The sequence below is a fragment of the Thiomicrorhabdus sp. genome (assembly GCF_963662555.1).
In the GTDB taxonomy this organism is placed as follows: domain Bacteria; phylum Pseudomonadota; class Gammaproteobacteria; order Thiomicrospirales; family Thiomicrospiraceae; genus Thiomicrorhabdus.
This window is the reverse complement of record NZ_OY759719.1, coordinates 1,335,785-1,356,654: the sequence shown is the minus strand read 5'-3', so window position 1 is coordinate 1,356,654 and position 20,870 is coordinate 1,335,785. Positions and strand designations below refer to the sequence as shown.

18 protein-coding genes, 3 tRNA genes and 1 pseudogene are annotated in these 20,870 nt (G+C 37.9%); 6 read left to right on the top strand and 16 right to left on the bottom strand.

The window, feature by feature from the left end; translation table 11 throughout:
* Positions 1-3 precede the first annotated feature (3 nt).
* The 6 genes from ACORJQ_RS05880 to ACORJQ_RS05855 all read right to left on the bottom strand — a co-directional run bounded on the left by ACORJQ_RS05880 (position 4) and on the right by ACORJQ_RS05855 (position 3,601).
* Positions 4-786, bottom strand: coding sequence for an N-acyl homoserine lactonase family protein (locus ACORJQ_RS05880; RefSeq protein ID WP_321322774.1), 783 nt, complete (start codon positions 784-786; stop codon positions 4-6).
* 72 nt (positions 787-858) lie between these two features.
* Entirely contained in the window at positions 859-1,872 is a 1,014-nt protein-coding gene (locus ACORJQ_RS05875; protein ID WP_321322772.1) for a fatty acid desaturase, read from the bottom strand.
* Positions 1,873-2,014: 142 nt separating this feature from the next.
* Complete coding sequence (locus ACORJQ_RS05870) at positions 2,015-3,001, bottom strand: ABC transporter substrate-binding protein (protein ID WP_321322770.1); 987 nt, start codon at positions 2,999-3,001, stop codon at positions 2,015-2,017.
* A 278-nt stretch (positions 3,002-3,279) separates the two neighbouring features.
* Positions 3,280-3,355 (bottom strand) — tRNA-His (locus tag ACORJQ_RS05865).
* A 31-nt stretch (positions 3,356-3,386) separates the two neighbouring features.
* Positions 3,387-3,463, bottom strand: a tRNA-Arg gene (locus tag ACORJQ_RS05860).
* 61 nt (positions 3,464-3,524) lie between these two features.
* A tRNA-Pro gene (locus ACORJQ_RS05855) sits at positions 3,525-3,601 on the bottom strand.
* 275 nt (positions 3,602-3,876) lie between these two features.
* Here ACORJQ_RS05855 and folD point away from each other — a divergent pair.
* Positions 3,877-4,740, top strand: coding sequence for a bifunctional methylenetetrahydrofolate dehydrogenase/methenyltetrahydrofolate cyclohydrolase FolD (gene folD, locus ACORJQ_RS05850; RefSeq protein WP_321322768.1), 864 nt, complete (start codon positions 3,877-3,879; stop codon positions 4,738-4,740).
* 88 nt (positions 4,741-4,828) lie between these two features.
* Here folD and ACORJQ_RS05845 read toward each other — a convergent pair whose 3' ends face one another.
* The 5 genes from ACORJQ_RS05845 to ACORJQ_RS05825 form a co-directional block, all read right to left on the bottom strand.
* A complete protein-coding gene (locus ACORJQ_RS05845; RefSeq protein ID WP_321322766.1) occupies positions 4,829-7,147 on the bottom strand; it encodes a methyl-accepting chemotaxis protein in 2,319 nt (772 codons plus the stop codon).
* 26 nt (positions 7,148-7,173) lie between these two features.
* Positions 7,174-7,548, bottom strand: coding sequence for a rhodanese-like domain-containing protein (locus ACORJQ_RS05840; RefSeq protein ID WP_321322764.1), 375 nt, complete (start codon positions 7,546-7,548; stop codon positions 7,174-7,176).
* Between the two features lie 895 nt (positions 7,549-8,443).
* Positions 8,444-9,277, bottom strand: a complete 834-nt coding sequence (locus ACORJQ_RS05835; RefSeq protein WP_321326827.1) for an HDOD domain-containing protein — start codon at positions 9,275-9,277, stop codon at positions 8,444-8,446.
* A 78-nt stretch (positions 9,278-9,355) separates the two neighbouring features.
* A complete protein-coding gene (locus ACORJQ_RS05830; RefSeq protein WP_321326825.1) occupies positions 9,356-10,189 on the bottom strand; it encodes an HDOD domain-containing protein in 834 nt (277 codons plus the stop codon).
* Positions 10,190-10,384: 195 nt separating this feature from the next.
* Complete coding sequence (locus ACORJQ_RS05825) at positions 10,385-11,113, bottom strand: arylesterase (RefSeq protein WP_321326823.1); 729 nt, start codon at positions 11,111-11,113, stop codon at positions 10,385-10,387.
* Between ACORJQ_RS05825 and ACORJQ_RS05820 the strand changes: the two genes are divergently transcribed.
* The 4 genes from ACORJQ_RS05820 (at position 11,069) to ACORJQ_RS05805 (ending at position 16,275) form a co-directional block, all read left to right on the top strand.
* A complete protein-coding gene (locus tag ACORJQ_RS05820) occupies positions 11,069-11,779 on the top strand; it encodes an ABC transporter ATP-binding protein (RefSeq protein WP_321326821.1) in 711 nt (236 codons plus the stop codon). The genes ACORJQ_RS05825 and ACORJQ_RS05820 overlap by 45 nt on opposite strands.
* Complete coding sequence (locus ACORJQ_RS05815; RefSeq protein ID WP_321326820.1) at positions 11,772-14,264, top strand: ABC transporter permease; 2,493 nt, start codon at positions 11,772-11,774, stop codon at positions 14,262-14,264. The genes ACORJQ_RS05820 and ACORJQ_RS05815 overlap by 8 nt, the downstream gene beginning before the upstream one ends.
* A gap of 345 nt (positions 14,265-14,609) precedes the next feature.
* Positions 14,610-14,756, top strand: a complete 147-nt coding sequence (locus ACORJQ_RS05810; RefSeq protein ID WP_321326818.1) for a hypothetical protein — start codon at positions 14,610-14,612, stop codon at positions 14,754-14,756.
* A 238-nt stretch (positions 14,757-14,994) separates the two neighbouring features.
* Positions 14,995-16,275 carry a DUF6538 domain-containing protein gene (locus ACORJQ_RS05805; protein ID WP_321326817.1) on the top strand — a complete coding sequence of 427 codons (1,281 nt, stop codon included), beginning with the start codon at positions 14,995-14,997 and terminating at the stop codon, positions 16,273-16,275.
* 9 nt (positions 16,276-16,284) lie between these two features.
* Here ACORJQ_RS05805 and ACORJQ_RS05800 read toward each other — a convergent pair whose 3' ends face one another.
* The 5 genes and pseudogenes from ACORJQ_RS05800 to ACORJQ_RS05780 all read right to left on the bottom strand — a co-directional run bounded on the left by ACORJQ_RS05800 (position 16,285) and on the right by ACORJQ_RS05780 (position 19,657).
* Complete coding sequence (locus tag ACORJQ_RS05800) at positions 16,285-16,515, bottom strand: DUF2188 domain-containing protein (RefSeq protein ID WP_321326815.1); 231 nt, start codon at positions 16,513-16,515, stop codon at positions 16,285-16,287.
* 952 nt (positions 16,516-17,467) lie between these two features.
* Positions 17,468-17,746 carry a hypothetical protein gene (locus tag ACORJQ_RS05795; RefSeq protein WP_321326813.1) on the bottom strand — a complete coding sequence of 93 codons (279 nt, stop codon included), beginning with the start codon at positions 17,744-17,746 and terminating at the stop codon, positions 17,468-17,470.
* Between the two features lie 12 nt (positions 17,747-17,758).
* Entirely contained in the window at positions 17,759-18,079 is a 321-nt protein-coding gene (locus ACORJQ_RS05790; protein WP_321326850.1) for a topoisomerase DNA-binding C4 zinc finger domain-containing protein, read from the bottom strand.
* Between the two features lie 84 nt (positions 18,080-18,163).
* A pseudogene (locus ACORJQ_RS05785) lies at positions 18,164-18,439 on the bottom strand (nuclease-related domain-containing protein); the annotation flags it as partial.
* Positions 18,440-18,670: 231 nt separating this feature from the next.
* Positions 18,671-19,657: a hypothetical protein gene (locus ACORJQ_RS05780; protein WP_321326811.1), complete on the bottom strand. Its 987-nt coding sequence runs from the start codon at positions 19,655-19,657 to the stop codon at positions 18,671-18,673.
* A 231-nt stretch (positions 19,658-19,888) separates the two neighbouring features.
* Here ACORJQ_RS05780 and ACORJQ_RS05775 point away from each other — a divergent pair, with 231 nt between their 5' ends.
* The gene (locus ACORJQ_RS05775) at positions 19,889-20,575 is read left to right on the top strand and encodes a recombinase family protein (RefSeq protein ID WP_321326809.1); all 687 of its coding nucleotides are present in this window, start codon (positions 19,889-19,891) and stop codon (positions 20,573-20,575) included.
* Positions 20,576-20,870 lie beyond the last annotated feature (295 nt).

The following is a 20,870-nucleotide window of genomic DNA, read 5'->3' as shown; positions in this document are numbered from 1 at the left end:
TGACTATTCAAAAAAATCGGGGAATCGATTGTGTTTTTGAAAGAACTGCCAATCATGGTTTGGCCAAAGAGCAGCATTATTTTGTTGGCTAAACTGTTTTAATTTTTGAATACTCTCAATCGCCATTAATTCGTTGTCTTGCCAACACAAGCCTGGAGCGATCTCTTGCTCAATGTTTTCAACTAAATCAGCCGCATCACCCGCTAAAATAATCGGCTGACCTTTAGGTAGTTCAATATACATAGACATATGGCCTGCGGTATGACCAGGCGTTTCGATGGCTCTCACACCAGGCACTAAATCATACTCTTCGGTTTGAATTTTCCAGTTAAGCGGTAAATCAAAATCTGAGGTAAAGTAGGCTTCATCTTCAAGATTTTTTGCCGCCGTCATCTCTTGACTATGCACATGCACTTCTGCATGACAAAACTCACATAAACCACCCGCATGATCAAAATGCAAATGGCTACAAAAAACCACATCGACATCTTCTGGCTGCAAGCCTAAAATTTGTAATTTATTAGATAACTGCTGCTCTTCCTCCATCTCTGGCGGGCCAAAAGGAAAACCGTCATGCTCATAGTATTTTTGACGTAAATCAGGTTGTTTGATTTTTTGGTAATCACAACCTACATCAAACAAAATACGCCCATTATTGGTTTCAATTAAATACGCCAAAATAGGTGCTTTAATAATTTCGCCCTTACCCACACCACGAGTAGAAAGGGTTTTTTCATAGGTGTGCTGGCCGGTTAAAATTGGCCAAAACTTAGTCACTTGAGTCATATTTTCCTCACAGGCATTACATATCTAATCCATAAGTAATTAACACACAATTAATGGCTAATTAATAAAGAATTAGTGGGCGGTTAAAAAAGAGACACCATCTACCCCAATAAAGGTTTCGCCTTCATCTTGTTTAACAGGTAAATTGATTGGATCACCATTTAAAATACGTGGCACACGGTATTTATGAAAACTTTTAATAAGGTGCTTAAAAGTCAAAATTTGTTGGTAATCATCACCAAACATTTCTTTATGTAATTTTGGCAAACGATACCAAGGCTGCAATTGCTGCTCATGATGAACATTGTGATAACTAAAATTAAGTACCAATAAATTCACCCAAGGATATTTCACCGAAAGTAAATTTGAGTAAGTATTATGCTCCTCAAACTCACGGTCTCTTAATTTGGCTTCAGCACCTCTAGGTAAATCCAAGGTTTCGTAGACTTCATAAGTATGTTGATGCACATCCATAAAACGCATTACCGTTAAAAACAACATATAAGCCAATGGATACAACCACAAAATATGCATCGAGATGGAGGCTAACCAAAAAAACAGAGCGCCCCTTAAAGCAAACACAACCATAATGCGAGGTCGATTTTGTTTTCTATTCTCTTTAACAAAAGGCAGTATAAGTACCAGAGCATGCATTAAAATTTCTAAAGCAGGAATGTACATCCACTCTAACGTTTTAATAACTTTTAGTAATTGCGGGTGCTTTTCTAAGATTGGTCTAAAATCAAAAGAAACAATATCGGCACGGTCGCTATGATGACGATTGTGTTTACGTTGAATATCATCAAAATTTGAATAACTATTCCCCGTTATCCACAATAAAGACTCTGCAAACCAACGATTATGCTTCTTATCTTTAAAAACACTTGAATGGGCAGCCTCATGAATCAAATAAGCTGCTATTACCATTGAATGAGCCAATATAGGAATACCAATAATATTGGCATAGAAAGGTTCCGCTAACAGTAAGCCAAACCCAAGAATATAGGTAGTTATTACATAGGTTAATGCAATAACAGTAGGTATAAGAGCATCTTGATGACGAAAATATTTTGTTTTTTGAGTCATTTCAATTCCTCACTACTCTTTTACTCTTTTCTTATAGATAAAAAAACAGCCTAATAAGAGGAGGTCCTAGAAGGCTGAATTAGGCTAAATTACGCTGTAACAGTCTGTAATTGACTGTTTGAAAATAATTTAAATTTTGTAATTACAATCCGTCAGTTAAAGAACCATCAAAATAAGCATCAATATCTTGAGGAGCATCGTAAACTTTATTGGCTACGTTAAAGTCATCAGATACTTTTGAAGAACCATAGATAGAATCTAAGCCTTTACCTTTTTTGTAAGCGGCTTTTGCTTCATCTAAAGTAAGAAGTTTAGTTCCTTCCAAAAATGGCTCATACTCTTCAGGAGTTAAACCTACTCGTGCCGACATAATTTTTACTGCATCAGCATGTGTTTTAGGGTCGTTAATATAATTAACCACCTTGTACCATACCTTTAAAACCTTCTCCCAATCTGCTTTACGCTCAGAAAGACTTGCAGGGTTTACCGATAAACCGTCATAGATAATTCCAGGATTATTTCTAGAAGTAAATACGGCTTTTGAACCAGGCACCATACTTAATGCTTGACCAGAACTTGGCTGCCAAGCCACAATAGCATCGACTTCACCAGAAGCTAAAACCTGTGGTGTTTCATTAGTAGGAACATTAACGAGAGTGACATCAGATTCTGACATGCCGTTAGCATCTAAAGCAGTAAGTAACAATAGGTGAGATACAAAACCAACTTCAACACCAATCTTTTTACCTTTTAAATCTTTAATAGAAGCAACGCCAGGCTTAGCAACCACCATGTCATTACCGTTAGAGTAGTCATTTAACAAAATCATTACACTCGGTGCACCAGTAGAACCAGTCACTAAAGCATCACCATTTGTCATATGTACACCATCTAATTTACCTGCGGCATATGCGTCCATTGAAGCCACGTAATCAAACCATTCAAATTTGACATCCACACCTTCTTTTTTAAACCAATCTTTTTCAATAGCCACATCCCAAGCTACCCAACCAGGCCAATCGCTATATCCTATTTTTAAAGGCTCAGCGGCATTAGCCTGCCAACTCATAGCAGTCATAGCTAAACCAGCTACCAATCCAAAGGTTTTAGAAACAATCTTAGACTTCATATCACAACTCCAGTATTACCAATTATAAAAAGGGTAATAACTTAAAAGCAAAAGAAGTACCAAAATTATAAAAAGGCGTTTTAATAGGCTTAAAGAAAGAAAATACTTATTATAAGGCTATAAAAAACCATCAATGTTCAAATAGGATGCATAAAATAAATTATTATGGTGCAAAAAATGATTTTAAAAAATAGAAAAAACGAGAGTAAATAGAAAAGAAATTGCTTAGATAAGCTTCATGAGAAGCTGAATTTAACAAAGAAAATAAAAAGAAAAAGTGGGGCGAATGACGGGGATCGAACCCGCGACAACAGGAATCACAATCCTGGGCTCTACCAACTGAGCTACATCCGCCATAGATGGCGTGATGAACACACCATAAATATGGTACGCCCATCAGGATTCGAACCTGAAACCCTCGCCTTAGAAGGGCGATGCTCTATCCAGTTGAGCTATGGGCGCGTTATCGAACCTTTTGACTATCTAACTGAAGATGGTGACCATCTTCAATTCGATAAGAATATGGTCGGAGTGGAGGGATTTGAACCCCCGACCACCTGTACCCAAAACAGGTGCGCTACCAAGCTGCGCTACACTCCGTAAGATGGGGCGTATTGTATAGACGCCCCCCTGACCTGTCAACAAGAAACTATAAAATTTTTATGTTTTTTTGCATTTTATTTTTCTGTGTAATAACGCCTGTGGAGTTACTGCTTGCTAACTTATTGATTCTTATTTTAAAGCCTCTTTTTATATTCCAAATTACAAACACTAACTATTTATATAAAGGATATAAATGATTCTGAAATTTATATTTCTTCAAAATCGGTTATGATAAACGACAATTTTTTACTCTATGTAGGATGATAAATACTATGTCTGCACAAATTTTAGACGGTAAGGCGATTGCAGCCGAACTACGCGATTCGATTCAGCAAGAAGTTGAGAAACAAGTTGCTTTAGGTAAAAAGCCGCCAGGCCTGGCTGTTATCATGGTTGGTGAAGACCCCGCGTCTCAAGTTTATGTGCGTAATAAAAAGATAGCTTGTCAAAAAGCCGGCTTTAATGATGTGTCTGAGGTACTTCCTGCCGAAACTTCTCAAGAAGAAGTATTGGCTTTAATTGATAAATTAAATGCCGATGATAATGTTCACGGAATTATTGTTCAGCTACCTGTCCCAGACCACATTGATCCAGAAGAAATTATTGAGCGTATTCATCCTTGTAAAGATGTGGATGGTTTTCATCCTTATAATGTTGGTCGTTTAGCCACTCGTATGACTCAGTTAGCTCCTTGTACACCCCATGGTGTTATGACTATGTTAGCAAAAACAGGTATTCCTCTTCGTGGCTTAAATGCGGTTGTGGTAGGTGCATCTAACATTGTGGGTGTTCCTATGATGTTGGAGCTTTTAAATGAGCGTGCAACAGTTACTATTTGTCATAGTGCTACTAAAGATCTACCTAAAAAAGTTTCTGAAGCTGATTTAGTGGTTGTGGGTGTTGGTATACCAAACATGGTTAAAGGTGAATGGATTAAAGACGGTGCCATTGTGATTGATGTAGGTATTAACCGTATGGATGATGGTACGCTTTGCGGTGACGTTGAGTATGAAACAGCGAAAGAACGTGCAAGTTGGATTACACCAGTACCAGGTGGCGTTGGCCCAATGACTATTGCCACTTTATTAGAGAATACTATGCAAGTGGCTTATCACTTGGATTGTAAACTTAAATAACGATTTACCTTCTCTCTTAAAACAAAAAACCGAGCACATAACGCTCGGTTTTTTTGTTTTGAATAAATAGAAGTTTAAATTTTAGAAATTAAACTTTAAATTTAGACACTAAGTTTGCTAAAGAAGATGCTTCAGATTTCATGGTTTCTGAAGCTGCAGTGCTTTCTTCGACTAGAGCTGCGTTTTGCTGAGTCACGGTATCAATATCTCCAATGGCTTGACCTACTTGAGTTATTGAATGCGTTTGCTCGCTTGAAGCTTTTGAAATCTCAGCGACTATATCGCTTACCTTGCGAATGCTCTCGGTAATATGCTGTAACGCTTCATCAGAACGCTCTGCTCTTTCTGTACCTTGGTCAACAGCATTAACCGCATTCTCAATCAAACCTTTAATGTCACGAGCCGCATCCGATGATTTACCCGCTAAGTTCCTCACTTCGCCAGCAACTACTGCAAACCCTCGTCCATGCTCACCGGCTCTTGCCGCTTCAACCGCTGCATTTAATGCCAGTAAATTAGTTTGGAAGGCGATACTGTCAATCAAGCTTATAATTTCTTCTATTCTATGACTGGCCTCTTTAATATCACCCATAGATTCAATCGTGCTTCTCATAACTTCAGCACCGTTATCCGCTTGAGTTCGAGCTGATGTAGCAAGCTGATTTGCTGATTGAGCATTATCGGTTGTTTGTTTTACCGCAAACATAATTTGATCCATAGTGGCCGTTGTTTCTTCCAGAGAGGCTGCTTGACGTTGAGTACGATCATTTAAATCTTGGCTACCTTGATAAATTTGTTCAACATTATCTGTTAGGTTATGCACTCCGTAAGTGGTTTCTGAAATCAGTTTAGCCAGGTTATCAATCGAGCCATTTAAAGATTTTGATACATCTCCAAACTTACCACCAAACTCAGATGTCACGCGTTTAGTTAAATTACCATCGGCAAGAGCGTTTACCACATCTGCAATTTCGCCTAACGCTTTATCGGTTTGCTCTACACGACTATTGACACTATCAGCCATAATCTTTAACTCACCGTTGGCTGGAACCGTTACTCGGTGAGAATAATCTCCATTAGCCATGTGCTCTAAAACGATATTTACATTAGAAATAACATCACTCATCATTCGTAATGATAATTCAACTTCTTTTCGTACATTTGGATCGACTTTATCATTCATTCTCGCTGAAAAATCACCATTACTTAATGCATGAACAAGAGTAATAATTTCTCTCATTGAAAACTCTACCGCTTGAGTCGATTGATTAACTGCAACTTGCAGTGTGGCTAAATCGCCTTTGTACTCACCATTGATACGTTTTGAAAAATCACCGCTTGCAACTGCATTCATAACCAAGTTGCTATCTGAAATCGATTTTTGGAGTGTATCAACCATGTGATTTATTGCCTCTGCAGCTTCACCCACCTCATCTTTAGAAACAACTGGAATACGTTTACTGAAATCACCATTCTGACTGATGTTATCAACCACCGTTTTCATATTTTCAAGCGGCTTAAAAGCCTTCTTAAATTGAATTTTAGTTAAGGTAAAAGCAATAATAATCCAAAGAATAATGCTTAGTGTTCCTATCATAAATGAGAAATCTTGAGCACTATGCATTTCAGTGTCATCAGTTAAAGTTGCCACATAGGCAACGGTTTTACCATTGACGTCTTTTAATGGCTGAGTAACACTCGTATAGCTTTTGTCGCCATACACAAATTTATCTATACCATAAGTTGTTACATCTTCACCAGAATCAATGAAAGCCTGTTCAATATCGTGGTCTTGATGGGTAATTAATTTGCCATTTAGAGCAAACAACATAAATCGAGTTTGACCAATTTCTGCAAGACTTGGTGCTAGCATTGAATAATCCATAACAAGGTCAACAACGGCAAATGCCTTACCCTTTTTAGTAAGCGGAAAGATAAAGTGTACCTCAGGATTTCCGTTCACCGACTCTAAACCTCTGGTAATGACTAAATCCGAAACTGACTTTTTAACAAGCTCAAGATTAACTGAGCTACCGTCGTTTTTATTACGACTAAAAAGAACGGTACCATCAACACCTAACAAACGAACATTGGAAGCAGTCTGAGTTGCTTCTAAGCGGTTAGCCGTAGGCCCCACTCGTTCAGAAATAGCTTGTTTATCAGAATCTTCAATGGCTTTAAACAACTGTTCATCTCGTGTAAATGCAAAAACATTTTTTTCCATTTGAGAAACAGTCTTGTCCAAGACGGTTTTATAAATTGATATCTGTTTGCCTGCCATGGCGTTAAGCAGGTGTTGTTTAGATTGATACAACTGATATGTAAAAACAGCTATTAAAATAGCGGCAGTAAAAAGAATCGTTAAAACCGTGTAGATTTCAACTCTGGCTCTAAGTGATTTAAACATTATAATTTTCCTCAGCCTTGTCTAGGTTATTCATATGGATAACCAGCATTTTTCCATGATGGAAAACCATCTCTGTAGTAATAAACTTTGGTAAAACCAAACCCAACAAGCTTTTTAGCACCCGCAGCCGCACGGTGACATTTTTCTGCATTGCAGTAAGAAACAACAGGTTCATTTAAACCAACATGATTCAAAATTTCGTGTTTATTAAATTCTGGTTTTTTAACGTTAATATGCACTGCACCTGGTACTCGACCAGCTTGCCAATCCGAATCTTTACGAGTATCAATAAACGTAGCTCCCTCTTTCCATAACTTCTTAGCTTGCTCTGCATTGATGGTTGTTGCACCGTCAACGTTTTCAGCAGAAGGCCCTTTAGCAGCAAAGGAAACTGAAGTCATTAATAGGCATACTATTCCAACGCCCTTTATTAACTTTTTTTGCGAAAAAAACATCATGTTCTCCTGTTTTTTCAGATTGTAAGAAAGTAAGACAACTCTGGTAATCAAAAGACTCAAAACCGTTTTAGATTATTTAATTAACCCCTAGAGATTATGTTTATAAGTTTTTATCTGTGCCATGCGTTATTTAATAGAATTTAGTTGACTTGCCACTTTCATTGTTTGTATCGGCAACTTACTTTTAATGCAAAAATTGCCATTGAACTTAACCCGGTAAATATTGCCCTATTCTAAGTAAAAACAATAACTACCTTTATAGCCCCGTATGCCCTTATTACCACTTAATGATGACTGTCCATATGACAGCATATTCGGCGACGACTAGACTTATGAGACTTGTGTAAAGCTAACTTATGCAACACTGTTTAAGTAATAGAAAAATTGATGAAATAAACCTCATCAAAACTTGCCTAGTTAAGCCACAGCAACAACTGAACCAAAGTCGAATTTCTATTTCAATCACATTCATCAATTAGAAATTAAAAAGAGTGCTGATTATTTAATAGGTTGATTAATTGGTTTGAATTTAAACAATCGAATGATTCTTAGATATTGCTAAACAAGATAGGGCTAAACAAGATAATGCTATAACGATTTTCCGTTGGGTAAAGCACTTTGGTTACAAAGCTATTATTACGACGGTGATTTCATTCCAGATTGCGTTACAAAAATTTGACCATTTAGATTACAAAGTTAAATAATTGCTTTTTTAAATAAAAAAAGAGCCACCCTTTTAATTAAGAATGGCTCTTTTTATTTTTACCAGGCCTGGTAATTTTAATCATTAAATTTTCGTAAACAAAAACGCATCAATAAGCATCCGTCATTGTTAAGGTTAACCTTTAAAATTATATGACATTAACGCGGTTCTAATTTCAGAAACCACATCTTCATCAATCATAAGTTCTTGCAAACCATCTTTTTCATAGTTACGCATTTCTTCACTTCGATAGGCACCTAATGAAATTTCAGCAACCATTGCATTAGCTAGCTTGATCATGGCAACCATTGCTCGAACTTGGTCATTTTTAATCCGTTCACATTTCTCATTATGGTGAAGCATAATGGCATTAAGCATATTCACGGGTAAATGCCATTTTTGACCAATCAAAAGACCTATCATGGCGTGGTTTGAACCAAATACAGCTTCTTCTTTTTTTATTATGGCATTTGGGTTTGACATTGAGTCTCTAAATAATCCGGCATAAACATCTTCATTTTTTGCTGCAAGCATCATCGCTCCAACATTATGAAATAAACCGAGCATATAGGCTTCATCTCTAGAGATCCCATCTACCCATTCGGAGAGATCTGACATGCAAAAAGCTACATCAACGCTGTTATCCATAATATCTTTGGACAAGCCCTTACTGCCGAAAATATTTTTGATTGCAGCCGCCACCAAAAGATTGGCGATGTTATTGAGTCCCAAAACACTCACTGCGTCTTTAATAGACGTTACTGGCTCTTTTAACTTAACAACCGGAGAGTTAACTAAACGCATCAACTCACCAGAAAGAGTGGTATTTTTTGAAATAATTTCTGTCACATTCGCCGCACTAGCAAATTTACTTGATATTTCTTTGTCTAGCTCAATAATCTCTTCTGGCAATTCAGGAATTTTATGCCCTTGAATAGCTTTGATTGCTTGGCGAAGTTTGTTTTGCATTACTAATAAGCCTTTCTAATTAGCCCTACCACGAAGTGTGTATAAAGGCCTCTAATTGTTATAAAAATATATTTAAATTTAATCTTTGAAATTATATGACATTAAAGCCGTTCTGATTTCAGTTATCACCGAGTCATCTATCATCAGTTCATGCAAACCATCTAGCTCATAAGCTCGCATTTCTCCACCACGATAAGCACCCAATGAAATTTCAGAAACAATGGCATTAGCGACTTTGATCATAGCAACCATCGCTCTTACTTGATCATTTTGAATCCGTGAACAGCTCTCGTTATGATGCAACATCATGGCATTAAGCATATTAACGGGTAAGTGCCATTTTTGCCCAATTAATACACCAATCATGGCGTGATCTGATCCAAATATCTCTCGTTCTTTAGCAACAGCACTTAATGGCAAAGACATTGAGTTTCTAAATATAGGCTCATACTGTTCTTTACTTTTGGATGCGAGCATTAAAGCACCGACATTATGAAACAAGCCAAGCATATAAGCTTCATCACGAGTAATTCCTGCTACCCACTCAGAGATATCAGACATACAAAAAGCCACATCAACACTATGATCCATAATGTCTTTGTGTAACCCTTCACTTCCAAACATGTTTTTAATGGCCGCACTTAGAACCAGGTTATATATATTATCTAGCCCCATAACCGTAACCGCTTCGCGAATAGACCTTACAGGGGTTCTTAGCTTCACTACGGGTGAGTTAACAATTTTCATTACCTCACCCGATAAAGTTGTGTTCATTTCAATAATTTCTGCAACAGATGCCGTGCTTGCAAACTTACTTTTAATCTCTCTTTCAAGACGCAAGATATCCTCTGGAAGCTCTGGAATTTTTTGGCCTTTGATGGCTTGCAGTGCATTAATAAGTTTTTGTTGCATGAGTTCAGAAATTTTTCCATGAAATTTAATTAAATAATGACAAAGGAGGCGTATCAACCAGGAATACCTGTTGCAACATAGATGTCATAAAAATATCACCATGCACAATAACCCTATGCAAAGTAAGTCGATATTTTACAACTATAACGTTAAATAGAGAACAAAATCCTAATCAAGCTTCACTTAACAGCACTATTATTTTGTTAAGATCTTTTCTAACAATGGGGCAATTCGTTGCAATATCAGGGGTTGCCCTTCTGCATTTGGATGCAAACCATCCTGCTGCATTAGACCAGGGTCTAAAGCAACAGGTTCAATAAAAAACGGATCGAACAAAAGATTATTTTTTTCTGCCAAATCTCGGTACATCTTTTGGAACATCTGATCATAAAGAGGACCATAATTCGTTGGTAACTGTACCCCTAATAAAACCACTTTACAGTCTTTATTAAATTTTAAGCACGCATCAATCATACTTTGCAAATTGCGTTTGGTAACATTTAAATCCTGCCCTCTTAATGCATCATTGGCTCCAAGCTCTAAAACCATTATGTCAGGTTGATATTTCTCCAATAGAGCCTGTAACCTCTGTTTGCCACCAGAAGTGGTTTCTCCACTAATGCTTGCATTCACTACATCAATCTGAGGATATTTCTTTTGTAGTAGAGCCACCCAACCCTGATTAATTTCAATGCCATAAGCCGCACTTAAACTATCGCCCATCACCAGTAATTTACCAGGCCTGTTAGATTCATCTTGTTTCATGTTTTCAGCGGTCATTTCACCTTGCGATTGTGCAACGCTTAGACTAGGATGAAAAATCAAACTGAAACTTAGTAGCAGCAATAAGAGAGCCTTAGATAAATGAATACCAGCCGCATGAATAATAAGCTTGAAAATGTGATTGAATTGCAAAATGTGCATTACCAGATTCCTTCTGATTCTGAGGTGTTAGATATCATAAGAGCCTGCGACTTAAGAGTCCAGTCAGAAGAGATTATTGCTATTGTTGGCCGGTCTGGTTCGGGTAAATCGACCCTACTCTCATTAATGGCTGGGTTAGAGCTGCCTACTTTAGGAAAAGTAGCTTTATTAGGACACAATATTGAAGAATCTTCTGAAGATGAACGTGCACAAATAAGGGCTCAACAAGTTGGCTTTATTTTTCAAAACTTTCAACTTATGCCAAGTATGACAGCTTTAGAGAATGTATTAATGCCTTTAGAGCTTTTTCAGATAGATAATGCCATTGAAAAAGCACATAACGCTCTTGAACAAGTTGGCTTACAACACCGGGCAAACCACAGGCCTGCTGAATTATCTGGCGGTGAGCAACAACGTGTTGCAATTGCTAGAGCATTTGTAACCGAACCTAAAGTTTTATTTGCGGATGAACCCACGGGTAACTTAGATGAAGAGACCGCAGAGCAAATCCAAGCTCTGCTTTTTGAGCTTAACCGTAGCTTAAAAACCACGTTAATACTGGTGACACACGATTCTGAACTGGCTCAACGCTGTCAAAAAGTTTATCACCTTCATAATGGCCAATTAGTTCAGCAAGATAAGAACCTGGAAGAATCAAATGATTAAATCTTTTCAGCATGAAGCCATTACGGCATCTAAATGGTTTTTTAGAAGCCTAAAAAAAGGTGATTGGATTTGGTTAATTATTGCAGTCATTATTGCCAGCACAACCGTTACCGTTGTTAAACAACTCGGCGAGACCGTACAACAAAGCATGTTACGCAAAGCTTCTGAATCTTTAGGTGCAGACTACGTGATTCAAAGCTCTAGACCAATAGATGCTAAGTGGCAACAACAGGCTAAAGACTTGGGGTTAAAAACGGCTCAAAGCGTGTCTGTGGTTACGATGGCACTGGCACAAAACACCTCAGAACAACAAAGCTTTCAACTTGTTCGTTTAACGGGTTTGTCTAATCCAAAACCTTTAAGAGGCCAATTAACGCCAAACTCAATTTTGCCATTTATGCCTTTAACCAAAGACGGTGTATGGATTGAACCCAAGTTATTGTCTTTAATGCAAATAGATGGCCAGTCAACTCTTACTTTGGGCACCAAAACCTTTCAGCTAAACGGAGCAATTGAAAGTTCACAAACCGTCAACCCTATGGCAAGTTTTGCACCACAGGTTTGGATGCCATTAGCACAACTTAACCAAATTAAGCTTATTGGTCCAGGTAGCCGTGTAACCTATAAATTGAGTGTGGCTGGCAATGAAAAAGCACTTAAGACTTTTTCTAAAGTCATCGAAAAAAATCAACAACCTTCTTGGCAAATTTTTTCTGCCAAAGCGCCATCTGAAGATTTAGGCAATTCACTTGAAACTGCTTGGTTATTTTTAGATTTATCGGCTTTATCGGCTATTTTAGTTGCTGGCATGTCTATCTTAATTGCTAGTCGATTTTACCTAACTCGTTGGAAAAACAGTATGGCTTTAATGCGTGCGTTTGGTGCTAGCAATGGCAAAATGACACGACTTTTTGCCCTTCAACTCAGTTGGATAGCTATTTTTAGTAGTGCTATAGGTTCTGCGTTGGGTTATGTTATCTCTGTTCTAGTGCAGCCCTATTTATCACACTTTTTTACACCGTTGGTAATTCCAAATCCAACACTTGCCCTCTTGGTCGGATTTTTTAGTGGGATATTGGTGTTATGGACATTTGCATGGCAAGCCTTTCAAAGTGCAGTAAAAACACCCCCTATTCAAATTTTAAAATCTGTACCTTCTCAAACAGGTTATCTGCATTGGTTTATTAGTTTCTTTTTGCTATTGGCGTTAATTAGCTTAATGCTGAATATCCAAACATTAGCCTGGATTGTGTCTGGCATTATTGTCTTTAGTCTGTTTTTATTTTTAGCTTCATTGGCTTTACTCAAACTGCTCAAGTTTTTACAAACGTACAGTCGGGGTTGGTTCAAAATTGCACTATCTAACTTAAATAAAGAACCTGGCCTGGTACAAATTCAATTGGTATCGGTTGGTATGGTTTTATTTGTATTAATGTTAATGACGTTCGTACGTCAAGACTTGCTATACAACTGGCAGGCATCATTACCTAAAGACACTCCTAATGCGTTTGTGATTAACATTCAACCTAATCAAAAAACACAAGTTGACCAAGTTCTTAAGGCGATACCCAATAAAACAGAAGCACCGATGGCAAGAGGAAGACTGACACAAATTAATGATAAGCCGCTATTAGCAGAACAACAAACCAGTGAAAGAGCACGCCGTTTATTAGAACGTGAGGCCAATGTAGCGGTAATGAATGCCATACCTAGCCATAATAAAATCACTGCTCAAATCACACCAACACCAAATAAACCATGGGTATCAGTTGAACAAGGCATTGCCGAGCTGTTTAATATTCATTTAGGGGATGAACTTACCTTTAATTTTGCAGGCCAGGAGTATCACTATCAAGTCACCAGTTTTAGAAAAGTGGATTGGCAAAGCTTTCAACTCAATTTCTTTTTTATTGTTGAGCCCAAAACAGATAGAGCCTTACCTATTTCTTATTTAAGCAATTTCTACTTAGCAGAAAATAAACAAACTTCTGTGCCTGAACTGACTAAGCAATTAGCCACTCAAAGCCAAGGTGTACTGCTTATCGATGTGCGTAAGATTATGCTGCAAATCCAGCAAATTATGACACAAGCAAGCTGGGCTGTTTCTGCCCTGTACGCGTTTACCTTATTAGCCAGTATCGCTGTATTGTTTACTGCGACCATTGCCAGTCAACAGTCTCGTATTCAAAGTTGGTTATTGCTAAGAACTATTGGGGCTAAAAATAAAGAAATTATAAAAATAGGCTTAACCGAATTTGCATTTTTGGGAGGACTAGCTGGAGTTTTAGCTGCTAGCTTTGCACAAGTAGCCAGTGTCTTAATCAGTATTTACCTATTAAATACCAGCCCCTCTTTTGATCTTTCTTTATGGTTATTGAGTATTATTGTGGGCAGTGGATTGTTTCTTTTAATAGGCCTGGTTACTCAATGGAACTACATTAAACATAGCCCACAAAAATTAAAAATATACCTTTCTAATAACTAAGACTAGCCTCTTTAACCATACTATTTAGCTATGCTCCATGGTTAGAGAGGTTTATTCATACAAGCTCTCTTAACTATCTAATATCAATCTCGCTGACCGTTTATCAAATCAACAGTCCATATATCTAATCCTGATATATAACGCCTAACAGGCCTACCCAAGTAGCTATCCAAGTAGCTATCCAAGTAATTATAGAAGCAGTAAATTACTCAGATAGTAACCTTTGATTATTCAAATAAAAACTCAAAGATACAGCTATATCCATGTTTTTAAATAGATAAATTTGATTTTATCTTAAAATAGTAATATTATATTACCAACGAGTACATAAAATGGAGTTTAGTTATGGAAAATTCTAAATTAGAAAAGAAATTACATAAAACATGGAAGCATTTATTAAAAGCAAATCTTAAACATGATGAAGAGCGAGCTTCTTCTCTTTTAAAAGAGTTAATTCAGCTGGAAATTGAACAGAAAAAACGTCGTCATTAATTTTATAAAATTTACAAAAAATGAAGACAAAAAAGAAACGTTGAACTTTTTGGAATGAAATTCGACATCAGCTCAAAGCCAATCATCGCAAAAGAAGTATGAATCAAAAAAAACGGTGGTCGGAATGACAGGATTTGAAACTGTATCCGACCACCCCATCCCTCTCCAAAACACTGGACATAAAGGTTTTAATGGGTAAAATACCTAGTTACAACCTAGTTACATATACCAGTAAATCATGCCGAAACACCTAACCAAACAATTCAATACCTGGACTTACCAAAGAAGAGTCCCAGCAGAACTTAAAGACCACCCAAAATATGCAGGGAAAAAGGTCATACGCAAATCATTAAAAACTGATTCACTCCAAGTAGCCCTCAAATTAAGAGATGCAGAAAATGCAAAACTTGAAGCTATAATTAGAGGCGACTTAATCACTGACTATGAGGAAGCTTACAGAGAGCTTGTTGAATACGAAGGACACCCAGCGAGTGCAACCAGAGAAACGATAGAAAATATTTGGTGTGCTTTAGATAGCCTTGAAGACACTTATGACCTTGGAGGGAAACTTGACCCTGCATACAAAAAAGACCCAATGATATTAGCCTTTAAAGCTTACTTAGATAGAGCTAGTGGCAAAACAGATGCGCCTATCAAAGCTACCCTCTTACAAGCACTAGAAATTTCCAAACATAAAGCCAAAGCTAACGCACAAGCACAAAGATATATAAACAGCTTTGACAATGCAGTAAATCAATTCATTAAATTCTTAGGTGTAGCCGACATTGAGCTTAACTGGATAGATACCAAAACCGTTGATGAGTATATTGAGTACAGATTAAGAACAGTCACGACCAAAACAGTAAAAAACGACATTACAGCTCTATCAACTATTTTTAAAACTGTTAAACGTAAGAATATGGTGTCCAGTAACAACCCTTTCTTGGAACCTAACCTTTCAACGAAGAGAAGCAAACAGAGAGAAGCTTTTAGCGTTTCAGAAGCTAGGGCAATTTTAAACGCCTTACCTGAGAGGTTTAAACTAGTATGGCTTATTGCTTATTACACAGGAATACGCAGAGAAGAACTATTTAACCTTTCAGCCTCTAGTATTGTCCTTAAGGAATCAGAGGAAGGGTACATCAAGTGTTTTTCCATTGCCCCGAACGGTAAGGGTAAGACAATTAACTCTACACGCTTTATTCCAATACACCCTGAGCTTGAGCCTCACTTAGAGGACTTCAATGGCTTTGACTTTGCACCTAACACCTTTGGTAACCATAGGCTTAAAGCCACAATAAAACTTTATGGTAAAGCGTTTGCGGATAGCCACCCCCTCCACAGCCTAAGACATACTTTCAGCACGACGTTGCACAATCATTTTCCCGAGCAACCTCAGTTAATTGATTGGCTTACAGGCCACACAAGGTCAATTCGCTCTGAGAGTTTTCAGACGTACTTTCATGGATATGGCCTTGATAGACTCTATAAAGCAGTCAAGGCCATTCCTTGTTTGTAGATATAATGATTAGCCTTTAGTCCCTCTCGGGTCATTTCCATAACTATGCTTATCACGGATTTGTCCGTTGTCAGCTCGGTGAATGGAAACTTCTGAGCCAGACTTTTTTGCTAAATCCCTGGTAGCATTAAACACTTCTTCTTGTGTCGAACCAACTACACTAGCTCTTGATGCATCTTGACGTTTTCCACGCCACTTTCCATCAGAACCCTTATAAACGTTATAATCATCATTAGACATTTGACACCTCCAAATAGTCTGTTTTATTCTAAATTAAGACCTTCCTTTAACAGGAAGGCTTTAAACTAAATTATCGTGGTAAACGACGACAATGCTGTCTTACAGTTTCACATCGGCCTAATCGGCGACGCGTGTATGCTGTAACAAAAACGACTTTGTTTTTTTCACACATCATTTTCATGCTTACCTCCTTTATATAGTTTTTGGAGGTTTTATCGACAAACTGGCAAAAAATCAGTAAAATCAGAATTTCCTAGGTTTCGATTTATTTATTGACTCGATACCAGAGTCAGGCGTACCTCATTTGTTGCGCCTGTCTTTTCCCCGCCTCATTCCACAAGATATAGTTCCCGAAATCCAAGGCTCAAACCAAATATAGTAGATTTGAGAATGTCGCGCAAGTACTTAAATTGCACTTTATAGAGACTTTTTTCAAACGTTAAACTGTGGAAAAAACCCATAAACCCCTATAAGAACTTGGTTGTTGGCCTGTGGATAAGTCTGTGGAGCGTTAGGATTTTTTTTTGAAAAAAATTCTATTTACTAAATAAAAATTTCTTTAGTAATCATATTATTAGCACCTATACGAGTCCAACACTTCTACTCTTAGTCTCTTTTTAAGCGAATCTTGAGCAAACCCCATAAAAAGAAAGAGCTTTTTAGACAGACAAAAATCACCTTGTCAACGAAGCCTGTGTATGAGCTTCGATGCAATCACATAAGGGTCATTTTCATAAGGACTACTTGCAAGAGCCTCTATTGAAGCTGCGATATACATAGGGGTAAATCAAGCGCCAACCTTGCTTATCAAAAAGTGATGATATAGCATCTTTCATCTTTACTATTGAACCTGCCCGCAGCTAGCCCAAATTCAATCACAGGACAGTCGCTCAAAAGCCCTTTATCTATAAAGTCATCAACAAGCCTGTTAAAGACAACTTTTCGGTACTTCTCACAGAGTAAATAACTTATACCTTCCCTCGGGAATCTCATAAGACTGGTTGAGTTCAGCATACTTGACACCTTGACTATCTAAATAAGATTTAGCTTCGATAATAAGAAGCTTATTTCCCTTTGGTTTAAATGCCACAATATCAATCTCAGGCCTAGGCATAGAGTACTTACCTATTAATGCTTTCTCCTCTCGAGTGAGGTTAACCTTAACTGATTGAAAGACCCAATACCCTTCCTCTTCAAGCAACCGTTTAACTATGTTCTCAAAATAATCCATGCACTTACACCTCTACTTACTAATAATGCCACGACACTTAGGATACTTAGAACACCCCCAAAAGTCATTCCCAGCGTTACTCCCTCGTTTAGCCGTGCGTAAGACCATAGAGCTACCACATTTAGGACATCTAAGAGTTGTATCTACAGGCTTGACCTTCTTAATAGTCTTTAGATGCTCAACATGCTCTCTAGAGGTCTTTATAGAGCGTTCTAAACGCCCTGATTCGATAAGACCAGTAACACGTCTAACTTCCCATTCTGATAGTACAGGCTCAGTTTTAGACTTGATATATCTTACATAGCCTAAACCATGAGTGACATTAGGAGGCATATCAGTCTTGAAGTGAGAGTCACCTATAAAAACAACAACAGAATGAATTTGGTTATCCTCTAGCTCTAGAAGAGACTCAAGGGTCTTAACGTGCTTATAATTCTGATGGATTGGGTTCTGGAACTTGAAAGTCTGCCTGTAGATTTTCTGAGTCCATGTTTTCTGGTGCTGACTACCGAATATCCAACCTTTCATGTTCTTAGTCTCGACCACGAAGACACCGTAAGGCGAGACGATGATATGGTCTATTTGAGTTGTACCACCGTCTTCTGTGGGTAGCGTTACGTCTTTGATTAGATGGTAGACATTCTTGTCTAGTGAAAGCTTGGTTATAAGATTGACTATGGCTTCCCCAAGCATTCCTTTGAACCAAGGGGATTTAAAAAGACCTACTAGAATCAAAAATAAGAGCAAGTAACCAAAAGGCACTGCAAGTGGACTTAATAAAGATGTTAAATCTAGACTACTAAGCATCGGTTATGAACCTCTTCTTACGCTAGTATGGTTTGGCTGGACTTTATGAGACCATTAGGACATTCTAAGCCTCGAACTATCTTGTCCCAATCAAGGTAGATTGACATCGTGTTAGAACTAAGCTGAAACACAATCATCCTTATTTAAAATCAATATATTTCCTAAGGAGTCTACCATCCAAGAAGGTACTTTATCAGGAGGCACAAATTCTATCTTTTTAATAACCCCTCTCTTTACCCATGGCTCAAGCTCTAACTCTAAGACTCTTGAATAATCTTCTTGGTTCCACTGGCTAACATATTGAGAACCTATAACCGAAGTAATCACCTCACCAACACCATTGGCTGGCGAAATAGTAAGAAACCGCAGAGGAGAATCTAATAGACTTACTTGGTATTTAACTTTAGCGTATAACTCATCAAATTGCAGGGGATGTAAAGACCTACCATTAACTTCATCAACATACCGACCAAACGTTTCCTTAATAAGCTCTCCATCTTCCAAGCTAACAATAATACCAACCTCCCCAACTCTTATTAAAAAGGTCTTTTGATATAAGCTATCTCTAAAGTCGAAATTTAACTCTTCCCCAAGGTCATGAAGCTTACAAATAAGAACTGTATACGGTACTGAATCACCAAACTTGTGTCTACCAATTATGGATTGCATAAATAGATGTAAATGTGAAAATGACCTTATATCTTCTTCACTCATAATAGACTCGCTTCCAGAAAGAGACCTATCAGCAAGAAGAGAAAATTCCTTTCTCAAAATACCATAGATAACTTTAGCCGCCCACAGAAACCATAGCTCTTTATCTATTTTAATAGCAGTAGAATAGCCTTCCTCAAATGCTCCTCTAATTATCATCTCAAGCCTAGATAAATGCTCATTATTACATGAAGAGCAACATGGAACCTTCAGCAATCGGTAAGGTATAGAAGTCCCATTTAGCAATGTCAGTCTTTTGTCCCATAAACCAGAACTTTTGAGTAACCATTTCGGCATGACATGCTCTTCCGTCATATCATTAGCCTCAGCTCCACAGAGAAAGCAATGCTCTTCACTCAACATCTGATTATCTAAAGAAGGATGAATACTCACTCTCGTTCCATTTACAGCACAAATAAATAAGCAATACTACCACTATTACTACAACTACAGCAATTCCCTTTATCCCCTTTTTTTGAAGCGACCTTTTGACTAACCCCATGGGGGTGCTTTTTAGCTTAGGAGTCCCTAAACCTTCCTATCCATAACATACACAAGGAACCTTGCAATCTGTTAAATTCTAATGATAGACTGTTATCAACTATCTTATAGGAGCTATTAACAATGCTTAAATACGTTACTTACTACCGTGTATCAACTAAGAAGCAAGGAGACTCAGGGCTTGGCCTAGATGCACAGAAGCGTGACATTCAGCTATACCTTGAGAACTACTCAGGGACACCATATAAAGTCCTAGCAGAGTTTATAGAGGTTGACTCAGGGGCTAACTCAGATAGAAAAGAACTGAATGAAGCTATCAGATTAGCTAAGACTGAGGGTGCTGTCCTATTGGTTGCTAAGTTAGATAGATTAAGCCGTAAAGTGTCCTTTGTGGCTAACCTAATGGATGACAAGGGGCTAAACCTAAAAGTGGCTCAGATGCCTAATGCTGATAAGTTTCAGTTGCATATCTATGCGGCTTTAGCTGAACAGGAAAGAGAGTTTATCTCTAAGCGAACTAAGGCCGCTATGCTTGAAGCTAGAGAGAGAGCTAAGAAGGAAGGGAGACCTCATAACCAAGGAGGACTTAGAGGCTCTACTGCTAAGGCTAACCAGGCAAGAAGAGACCAAGCAGACAGCTTTGCAAGTAAACTTAAAGGTCTACTCACCCCCATGGTTAAAAACCAAATGAGCCTTGAGGCAATCGCTAACGCTTTGAATACCTCAGGCCACAAGACTGCCCAGGGTAAGGACTTTAAGCCGATGACTGTTAGCCGATTAATTAAAAGGTTAAACATCGAAGCTCCCTAAAGCGTCATTACACCTTATGCCCCTCACCTCTATGCCTGCTAGATGATAATCATTCTTATTTAAGATTAATGGCAGACTTCAACCTAAAGTAACCCTTAGTACACTCTAACCCCTCTTTTCTTTAGTCTACTTTGTAACACTAACCTATTGATTATTAAGGATTTACTTTATCTTTTCCTTGTGTATCATAAGACCTCCCGACACAACCTAGAAGAACTAAAGGAGACCCCATGATTGAACATTACTACTGTGAAGTAACGAACAAGATTAATACCACCCCACTCACCCCTGAGTA

Bases quoted from the DNA above. Each gene is read 5' to 3' on its own strand.
- ACORJQ_RS05880 (WP_321322774.1), bottom strand. From the start codon at position 786: ATGACTCAAGTGACTAAGTTTTGGCCAATTTTAACCGGCCAGCACACC.
- ACORJQ_RS05875 (WP_321322772.1), bottom strand. From the start codon at position 1,872: ATGACTCAAAAAACAAAATATTTTCGTCATCAAGATGCTCTTATACCT.
- ACORJQ_RS05870 (WP_321322770.1), bottom strand. From the start codon at position 3,001: ATGAAGTCTAAGATTGTTTCTAAAACCTTTGGATTGGTAGCTGGTTTA.
- folD (WP_321322768.1), top strand. From the start codon at position 3,877: ATGTCTGCACAAATTTTAGACGGTAAGGCGATTGCAGCCGAACTACGC.
- ACORJQ_RS05845 (WP_321322766.1), bottom strand. From the start codon at position 7,147: ATGTTTAAATCACTTAGAGCCAGAGTTGAAATCTACACGGTTTTAACG.
- ACORJQ_RS05840 (WP_321322764.1), bottom strand. From the start codon at position 7,548: ATGACTTCAGTTTCCTTTGCTGCTAAAGGGCCTTCTGCTGAAAACGTT.
- ACORJQ_RS05835 (WP_321326827.1), bottom strand. From the start codon at position 9,277: ATGCAAAACAAACTTCGCCAAGCAATCAAAGCTATTCAAGGGCATAAA.
- ACORJQ_RS05830 (WP_321326825.1), bottom strand. From the start codon at position 10,189: ATGCAACAAAAACTTATTAATGCACTGCAAGCCATCAAAGGCCAAAAA.
- ACORJQ_RS05820 (WP_321326821.1), top strand. From the start codon at position 11,069: ATGAATAATAAGCTTGAAAATGTGATTGAATTGCAAAATGTGCATTAC.
- ACORJQ_RS05825 (WP_321326823.1), bottom strand. From the start codon at position 11,113: ATGCACATTTTGCAATTCAATCACATTTTCAAGCTTATTATTCATGCG.
- ACORJQ_RS05815 (WP_321326820.1), top strand. From the start codon at position 11,772: ATGATTAAATCTTTTCAGCATGAAGCCATTACGGCATCTAAATGGTTT.
- ACORJQ_RS05810 (WP_321326818.1), top strand. From the start codon at position 14,610: ATGGAAAATTCTAAATTAGAAAAGAAATTACATAAAACATGGAAGCAT.
- ACORJQ_RS05805 (WP_321326817.1), top strand. From the start codon at position 14,995: ATGCCGAAACACCTAACCAAACAATTCAATACCTGGACTTACCAAAGA.
- ACORJQ_RS05800 (WP_321326815.1), bottom strand. From the start codon at position 16,515: ATGTCTAATGATGATTATAACGTTTATAAGGGTTCTGATGGAAAGTGG.
- ACORJQ_RS05795 (WP_321326813.1), bottom strand. From the start codon at position 17,746: ATGGATTATTTTGAGAACATAGTTAAACGGTTGCTTGAAGAGGAAGGG.
- ACORJQ_RS05790 (WP_321326850.1), bottom strand. From the start codon at position 18,079: ATGCCTCCTAATGTCACTCATGGTTTAGGCTATGTAAGATATATCAAG.
- ACORJQ_RS05775 (WP_321326809.1), top strand. From the start codon at position 19,889: ATGCTTAAATACGTTACTTACTACCGTGTATCAACTAAGAAGCAAGGA.